The 9,352-nt window shown below is 57.6% G+C and carries 3 protein-coding genes; all 3 read right to left on the bottom strand.

Annotated features, from left to right (window positions below; translation table 11 throughout):
* Positions 1-1,192 (bottom strand): Ig-like domain-containing protein (locus QRN22_RS25030; RefSeq protein WP_285404397.1); only part of this gene is annotated, 1,192 nt, incomplete at its 3' end.
* A 738-nt stretch (positions 1,193-1,930) separates the two neighbouring features.
* Positions 1,931-7,252 (bottom strand): Ig-like domain-containing protein, encoded by a 5,322-nt coding sequence (locus QRN22_RS25025; RefSeq protein ID WP_042553189.1) that lies wholly within the window; start codon positions 7,250-7,252, stop codon positions 1,931-1,933.
* The coding region (locus tag QRN22_RS25020) for an Ig-like domain-containing protein (RefSeq protein WP_285404393.1) at positions 7,227-9,352 on the bottom strand (2,126 nt) is incomplete at its 5' end. The genes QRN22_RS25020 and QRN22_RS25025, both read right to left, overlap by 26 nt.

Here is a 9,352-nt window from a genome sequence, read left to right as displayed (position 1 = left end):
CGCTGACATTGCCCGCCGCATCCGTAGCTACGACAACCACATCACCCGACGGCTGATTGGCTGAGGTAGTCGTGCTGTAAGAGCCATCTGCATCGGCCGAAACCGTATTCGTGCTGCCATCAGGACTAGTTACTGCAACCGAACTACCTGATTCGGAGGTACCAGCGACGGTCAGACTGCCGTCAGCATTGACGGTCACTTCAGCCGTAGGAGCATCGGGTGCCGTGGCGTCGACATAGGAAATGGTGGTTTGCGCACTGACATTGCCAGCGGCATCCGTAGCCACAACCACCACATCACCCGAAGGCTGATTGGCTGGTGTGGTGATGCTGTAGGAACCGTCGGCACCGGCAGTGACGGTTTCGGTAGTGCCGTCTGGATTGGTCACGCTGACGGTGCTGCCTGGTTCGGAAGTACCAGCGACGGTCAGGCTGCCGTCAGGGTTGGTGATCACATTAGCCACTGGAGCTTGAGGTGCCGTGGCATCGACGTAGGAAACAATCGTTGCTGCACTGGCGTTGCCTGCGGCATCGGTAGCCACGGCAACCAGATCGCCCGACGGCTGATTGGCAGGAGAGGTAATACTGTAGGAGCCGTCACTTCCCGCAGTCACGGCTGCAGCAGTACCATCGGGATAGACAACCGAAATCGTGTCACCTGCATCGCTCACCCCGGAAATGGTTACGCTGCCGTCTGCATTGGCAACAACAGAAAAAACGGGGGCGGCAGGCGGCGTCGTATCCTGCGGCGCTTCGTTCTTTACGCGACTGCTTCCGCCGCCACTGCTGACGCCTGCCGCGCCCCCGACGAGAGCGAGCCCTCCCAGCGCCCAGGCGATCGTAGAAAGATCAAAGGACTCGTTAAACAGCAGCGGCTCGACGGACTCGATAGCAACAAACTGATCGACAAAACCTTCTTCCGATATCTGTACGTGCCATAACTGATTTTCATCATCGAGCAAAACCAGATCATGCTGCGGAGCACCTTCTGCCGCAAAGAAACCATTTATACGAATTACAGCACCCGACTCCAGCGTAACCGTTAGTTGATCACCTTGGCGTTCTACGTTTTTTATTTCGGAGCGCTTGGCCGTCAATTGGACAACCGATGGCGAACCAAGCGTGAGTTCAAGTCCAGAGGCCAACACTTCTTCATGAGTGACCTTATCTACAACTGAAATCAACCTTTCCATAAAATATAACCTCGGCATTTGCATGGCAGACATAAATCTGTGGATGCCAGCAAAATAACCGCGCCCCTGCCCCCGAAGCCCAAAACGTCAGATTTGTTCAGATTTAGGGGATTTCGAGCCGAGGAAAAGTGAACTCCGCGCTGCCAATTCAATGCGCAAAGCCCTATGGAATGGGCTACAGAGAGTTTTCGACGATTTGACAATTAAAAGCACGCAGCCCCACGTGCGCCCGGATCTTAAACTCTTGAAAACCAATGAACCCTATAAAAACCAAGCAGCGCCAGAGGTCGAATTGCCCCGTAAAGGACTTCTCCAGCGGCTGATTCAATATTCTTTTAACGCTAAAAAAGCATAGAAAACCTCATACCCCTAAATAATGATCGACAAACACTCTTATCAGAAAGTTTAAAAGGCCTACCAAACCAACCGGCACGCACGTACGCACACTTTAGATACTCACATCAAAAACAATATAAAAAGAAGAAATCACGGCCACTCAACAACGCCACAGAAAAGCGCCGCTACATAAGCAGGGAATTCAGAAAGGAGAACAACGAGAGCCAACAAATGACATATAATCCGAAGCCATTAAAACGACTCCAGACACTGAAGAGAATTCCAGAAGGCTTTATTGACTGAACAGTCGCTGATACTTAGCCGCTAACATGACAGGGTGATGCCACGAAACTGGACTGCGGCTTATCCCGCAGCCCACCGCGATTGAGAGAAGATGGCGCTTTAAACCACTACAAGCTGCTGATTCGCCAACAGGGTAGCAAGATCCACACTCACGCCATTGAGAGTCACCAAAGCGGTCGGGCTGTATGCGGAGCCATCGCCGTCACGATCAATGCTTACCGTGGTGCTACCACCGCTGCTGGTCACGGATAGGAACTGCCCAATGGTCTCGTCACCGGCGATAGTAGCGACACCATTTATATAACGAGCACCTCCCCCTGCGGTGTATCCCACCAGCAGTTCCGAAAGATCGATCCGATCAGCGTCTGGGGTAGCCTGCCAGGTACCCACAGTGAAGCCATTGATAATGTCGGAGCCGTTCCCCCCGGTACCGTCACCAGCAGCCCCTTCCAACACCTTATAGAGCAGGGTGTCACGGCCACCGTTGATCAGGTTGAAGGTGTCGTTGCCACCGCGCCCCTCGAAGAAATTATCACGTTCGTCGTCGGTGAATGTGTCATTGCCTGCGGCACCTGCGACCCCCTCGATGTCACTGAGCGTCACCGTATTCCAACCGGTGTTCTGAGCCGCGGTCAAGGTCAAGTCGATGGTCAGCGCAGTGCTATCCGCCAACTTGAAGTCCACGATATCCATCCCCCCATTACTGGCCCATGACTTGTAGTTCGAGGCTTCCGTGGTACCTCCCCCTCCCTCGTAGCGGCTAGTCCCGAGCGTGGCGAAGAACGTATCGTTATACCCTGTCCCCACCACACCCGCACCGACGGTATTGGAAGGTTCAGCCTCGCCCTGCGCAGTGAGCACATAGGCCGAATCGGCCTCACCGGCCTTCAATCCACCCCAGGTGCTGTTGACGCTCTGGATGTTGGAGCCGGCCACAACGCTCTCCGCGCCCACATGGCTAGCGGTACCGTTCGTGTTGCGTAACAGGACGATGCTGTAGGTTTCGTTGGGATCAAGGCCGTAAAAATCCACGAGACTGGTACTGTCGTTGGTTTGCCCGCCGGACTGCGGATTGATGATCTGCGTCGAAACCACGACCCCTGCGGAGTTCACCAGTTTCACGGTGTTGCCAAAGTAGGCAGTGATGCCTTGAGGGTCGACAATACGCACATGCATGCTGGTGTCGTCTGCGATCGCATTGGTATTACGGACATAGGTGGTGGTGCCATTGCTGGTAAAGATCAACAGATCCTTGGCGCCGTCATAATCGATGTCGACACTGATCATTCCAGTGACAGGGTTGCCCGTCACCACACCAGATGCGTTTATGGCACCGCTGAACGTGCTGGCTGTTGCCGGATTGCTGCCAAAGACGTCGTTGGGCTGCAGGTAACTGGTGTCGAAACTGGAGGTACCACCGGAGGTCTGGTTGATATACAGATTGACGGTGCCCGCAACGGCTGCTGTGCCCTCCCCGATCTGTGGCGCCTCGATGATATCCATGCGGCCATCGCCGTTCCAATCCAACGCCAGCGATGCCCCGCCTCGCACGGTATCGTTGAATTGGTAGGTCCCGGTGGCGGTACCAACACCCGCAGCGTCGGTAGAGGCCAGATTGCCAGCCCCGTCGTTGAAGAAAATGGTGCTGTTGTTCTGGGCCGCCGCGTTGGCGCCATGGACCCGCCCCATGAACAGGTCCATGTATCCATCACCGTTGTAATCGGCCCAGGTCATTGACGGCTCGTTGGCAATGTTTGGATCCCCGGTGAACAGCACGGCGTTGTTGATTATCTGGCTAGTGATGAAGCCACCTGCGCCGTCGTTCTTCACCACCACCAGGCGCGCGGAATTGCTGCTGGTAGCGGTTCCGGTCGAGTCAGCCGCACCGATCTTGTTGCTGCCGTCGGTGGCATGGAATACCACATCGACAGTACCGTCATTATCGAGATCGACCCCTGAAAGCTCTTGATCAGGCGTTGCGTTTCCAGTGTTCTGGCCACCATTGGCACGGGTAAAGGTGTAGACAGCGTCCTTGATGAATACCCCCGAGTTGTTCTGAACGAACTGCGAGTTGTACCCCCCTGGGGCGCTTGCATCGTTTGGAGTTTGATCACCGAAAACCACATCGACGTAGCCGTCACCACGGAAATCGATGGCGATCACGCCACCGTACCAACTGTAAACATTAGCCAGATTGTCGCCTGATGCATTGGTGTCAGCCATCTGCTGAGCCGTGTAGGTACCGTCGCCATTGTTGATGAACATCTGCTGACCATTGCTGTAACGGCTGTCGATCCCGACAATGTCCATGTAACCATCGCGGTTGATATCGATATAGGTCGCGTTCTGCACCATGTTCATATTGCCAGCGCCAAACCCCGCGCCGCCGGTATTGCTGGTCAATGTCGTTCCACTGTACTGGGCGATAGTGGCGCTGTCGGTACCGGTGCTGCTGTACACCACCTGATTGCTGAAGAACTCCCAGTTGCCACTGTTGCTCATGGTGACCGTCGTGCCTTTGTTGTTGCCATCCCCGCCAGCGGCACCAAAGGTGGCATCCGGTGTTGGTGCCACGATCAGTTCATCCGTTTGCACGTCCTGAGCACCCGCGGTGCCATCTCCGTTGAGGATTTGAGCCTGGACCTGATATGTCCCTACAGCCAGCGTATCGCCAGCCGGAATTTGTACATACCAGGTCGAGTTCAGGCTATCGACAACGACCGAGCCGTCGGACGAGGTATAGGTCTTGCCATTGACTGTGACGTCCAGCTGCGCACCATCCACGAGACTGTAAGGAATGCGCCCACTGATGATCGGCGTGGTGTCGAGTGTGGTTTGGGCATTGATCTCGACCACACTGATCAGGGTAAATCCCGCTGATTGCTGACCCTCATTACCAGCCTGGTCAGCCACGACGGCCGTGTAGGTGTGCAGTGAACCGCCTACCAGCGTCTGATCAGGGATGGCGAATGTCCAGGTAGTTCCGCTGACAATGGCGCTTCCCAGCAGGGTTGTACCCTCGTAAATGAGGACGGTATCGGTAGCGTCGATAGCTGCGGACAGACTGCCATTGAGTACTGGCGTAGGGTCATCCGTGGTGGAGCCACTGGCGAAATCTCCAGTGGACGGTTCGGAGTCGTCGGAGAAACTTTCGATGGTTGCAGTTTGTGGCGGCGGCGCGGTGTCGATGGTCAGCTCGAATGGAGCGGACTCCAACCCCTCGTTACCTGCAGCATCGACCACCTTCGCCACATAGCTGTAGCTCCCGTCACTGGCGCCAGTTACCTGAAAGCTCCAGACACCACCGTTGACATCAGCAATGCCCAACAGCGTACTGCCCTGATAGATACGGATATAGTCACCTGACTGCAAGCCCGCCACGCTTCCACTGAGCAAGGGTGAGCTGTCATTGGTCGAGGTACCGCTCGGGTAGTCGCCGACCGAAGCCTCGACATCGTCGGTGAATGTCGTGATGACTACGGCATAACCATCTGCAGCGCTGGGCGCCTGAGTATCGACGATCAGGGTGAAGGCATTTGAAGTCACGCCCTGGTTACCGGCTGCATCCACCACGACGGCTGTATAGGTATGGGCACCGTCCAGCGCGTTGGCGACCTGAAACGTCCAGCCTCCGCCACTGACTGCCGCACTCCCCAGCAACGTGCTGCCTTCGTAGATTTGCACCTGATCCCCACTCGTCAAACCAGCTACCGTGCCATTCAACAAGGGCGATGCGTCATTGGTGCTGGTGCCACTCGAGAAGGTACCGGTCTGTGGGTCCACATCATCGACGTAACCGGTGATGGCAACGGCATAACCATCGGCTGCACTTGGCGCAGTGATGTCCACGATCAGGCTCAATGGGGCTGAAACGACTCCCTCATTACCGGCGGCATCGACCACCGTAGCGGTGTAGCTATGAGGGCCCTCGGCAGCGTTGACGACCTGAAACGTCCAACTGCCGGCATTGACTGTCGCAGCCCCCAATAACGTCGCGCCTTCGTAGACCAGCACCCGATCACCGGGTACCAGGCCTGCCACCGTTCCATTGAGCAGCGGTGAAGTGTCATTGGTGCGGCTGCCGTCCAGAAACACGCCGGTTTGCGGCTGAACATCATCGGTGTAGGAAGAGATCGCGACGTCGTAACCGTCCTGCGCAGTTGGTGCCTGGGTATCCACATTGAACTGAGTACTCACCGAGTTGCTGACATTACCCGCCACATCGGTCTGCGTTGCAACCACGGTATAGGTGCCATCGATAACCGCCAAAGGTGCCGTGTAGGCCCAGTTGCCATCGCCGTCTACAAGTACACTCACTGCAGCGGCATTGTTGATCACAAGACTGATGGTAGCCCCGATCTCCCCGGTGCCTTGGTAAGTCGGGGTCGTGTCATCGGTTACCCCGCCGTTACTCGCGACGTCACCGACAATGCTACCCACGTCGTCGATGACCACCAGGCCCGGCGCGGCAGGTACTGCAACATCCACGATGTAACCATGCTGGCCAACAATGGTACCGACGTTGCCTGCATTATCACGGGCAGCCAGGGAAGCATCGATGACGCGATCACTATCGGCGGCCAGGTCGCTGCCCGCGACGTTGGTGACCGTCCAGGCGCCACCCGTAGCAACGCTGCCACTGTACTGCGCACCATTGATGACCAGCGTGATGACGTCACCGGCCTGGTAATCACCGGTCACGCTCCCAGACAGATTCAAGGTGGTAGCGGCCTCGCTAGCATTGACGATGTTGTCGGCAGTGACAGGATCGAAAAAGAGAGTGGTAGAGGTATTGTCCGGCAACTCGGTATCGACCACGTAGGCACGGCTGGCCGTCACCGTCGCCTCGTTACCCACAGCGTTGCGAGCGACCAGGCTGGCTTCGATGCTCGCGCCCGCTGCCAGCACATCACCAGCGACGTCTGCACTCCAAAGACCACCCACTCCCACCGTCGTAGTAGTGGTGAAACTGCCAATGGTCAGTGTCACCACATCACCAGCGGTGAACTCTCCGGTCACACTGCCACTGATGGTTTCCGTGTTGCTTGGCGCAGCCTCGCTGGCGTTGACGATATCGTCACCTGCCACGCGGTCGATCGTCAGCGCGGTACCAGCAGGCGGGCTGGTGTTGACCTCATAGGGACGGCTAGCCGTAACGGCGCCCGAGTTACCAGCAACATCATGAGCAAGGATGCTGACCTGGGCGACCTGGCTGCCATTAACCCCCAGCCCACCGGCGGCAACGTCGACGCTCCAGATGCCGCCCGCCGCCACCGTGCCGGTGTAGGTACTAACGGCAGTGGTCAGGGTAACCACATCACCGATGCTGTAATCGCCGCTGATGGTGCCGGTCACCGTAACCACCCCACTCGACTCGGCGGCGTTGATCACGTCGTCACCAGTTAACGCATCGATGGTCACTTGAGTCGTCGAGGACGACGGTATCTACCGTCAACAAGAAGCTGTTGGACACCGTACCGAGGTTGCCCGATGCATCCTCGATGCGCGCCGTATAAGCGTACGTAGCATCGGCCGGAGTCGAATCAGTGAAGGCCCATGCGGTTCCAGTAACTGTAGCCTGGCCAATCAGGGTGCCATCACGGTAAACATTGATCTGCTCTCCCGTAACCAGCTCCGCTGTGAGAGCACCATTGAGAGTCGGCGTGGTGTCATCCGTACTGCTGCCAGATGGCAAAGCCACGTTCTGTATCAAGCCAACATCATCGGAAAAACTATCGATCATGCTGGAGGTCGTCGGTGCGATGGTATCCACATAAGACACGGTGGTCGGTGGACTGATGTTTCCTGCAGCGTCGGTTGCAGTGGCGATGACATCACCGGTTGGCTGGTCGGCTGGCGAGGTGATGCTGTAAGTACCGTCAGTGCCAACGGCGACCGTGCCGATAGTGCCATCCGGATAAGTCACCGACACCGTGGTGCCTGACTCGGAGACACCCTCGACGGTCAGACTACCGTCCGAGTTTGTGGAAACGTTGGCGCTCGGCGCTACCGGCGGGACGATATCGTAGGTCACTGTCGTAGCTGCACCTACGTTACCTGCCGCATCCGTTGCGAAAGCAGATACCTGACCACTCGGTTGAGCAACCGCCGAGGTGGTGGTGTAAGAGCCATCCATACCGGCATTCACAGTGCCAGTGGTGCCATCCGGGTAAGTCACCTCAACTGAGCTGCCCGGCTCTGAGGTACCAGAGACGGTCACGCTTCCATCAGAGTTGGATTTAACGCTAACGGCCGGTGCGCTTGGGGCAGTCGCATCGACATAGGAGACGGTGGTGTTGGTACTGGAATTACCAGCAGCATCCGTCGCAGTCGCCACGACATCGCCGGTCGGTTGATTGGCGGGCGTGGTGAGGCTGTAAGAACCGTCGCCAGCTGCAGTGACGGTGCCGGTGCTGCCGTCCGGATACGTCACACTCACCGTGCTGCCTGGCTCCGAGGTACCGGCAATGGTCAGGCTGCCATCCGGATTGGTCGTCACATTGACGACGGGTGCAACCGGAGCAGTGGCGTCGACATAGGAAACGGTGGTGGCGGTACTGGCATTACCAGCAGCATCCGTCGCCGTCGCCACGACATCGCCGGTCGGTTGATTGGCGGGCGTGGTAAGGCTGTAAGAACCGTCGCCAGCTGCAGTGACGGTGCCAGTACTGCCATCCGGGTACGTCACACTCACCGCACTACCTGGCTCCGAGGTACCGGCAATGGTCAGGCTGCCATCCGGATTGGTCGTCACATTGACGACGGGTGCAACCGGAGCAGTCGCATCGACATAGGAGAAGGTGGTGGCCGCACTGGTATTACCAGCCGCATCAGCTGCCGTGGCCACGACATCGCCGGTCGGTTGATTGACGGGCGTGGTGAGGCTGTAAGAACCATCACCACCTGCAGTGACGGTACCAGTACTGCCGTCCGGGTACGTCACACTCACCGTACTACCTGGCTCCGAGGTACCGGCAATGGTCAGGCTGCCATCCGAGTTGGTCGTCACATTGACGACGGGGGCGGTGGGTATCGTGGTATCGACATAGGAGACGGTGGTCGCCGTACTGGCATTACCAGCAGCATCCGTCGCCGTCGCCACGACATCGCCGGTCGGTTGATTGACGGGCGTGGTGAGGCTGTAAGAACCGTCGCCAGCTGCAGTGACGGTGCCGGTGCTGCCGTCCGGATACGTCACACTCACCGTGCTGCCTGGCTCCGAGGTACCGGCAATGGTCAGGCTGCCATCCGGATTGGTCGTCACATTGACGACGGGTGCAACCGGAGCAGTGGCGTCGACATAGGAAACGGTGGTGGCGGTACTGGCATTGCCAGCAGCATCCGTCGCCGTCGCCACGACATCGCCGGTCGGTTGATTGGCGGGCGTGGTAAGGCTGTAAGAACCGTCGCCAGCTGCAGTGACGGTGCCAGTACTGCCATCCGGGTACGTCACACTCACCGCACTACCTGGCTCCGAGGTACCGGCAATGGTCAGGCTGCCATCCGGATTGGTCGTCACAT

The sequence above is a fragment of the Pseudomonas sp. MEJ086 genome (assembly GCF_030209025.1).
Taxonomy (GTDB): domain Bacteria; phylum Pseudomonadota; class Gammaproteobacteria; order Pseudomonadales; family Pseudomonadaceae; genus Aquipseudomonas; species Aquipseudomonas fulva_A.
Note: the sequence above shows the minus strand (reverse complement) of the source record. Positions and strands in the feature narration are given on the sequence as shown.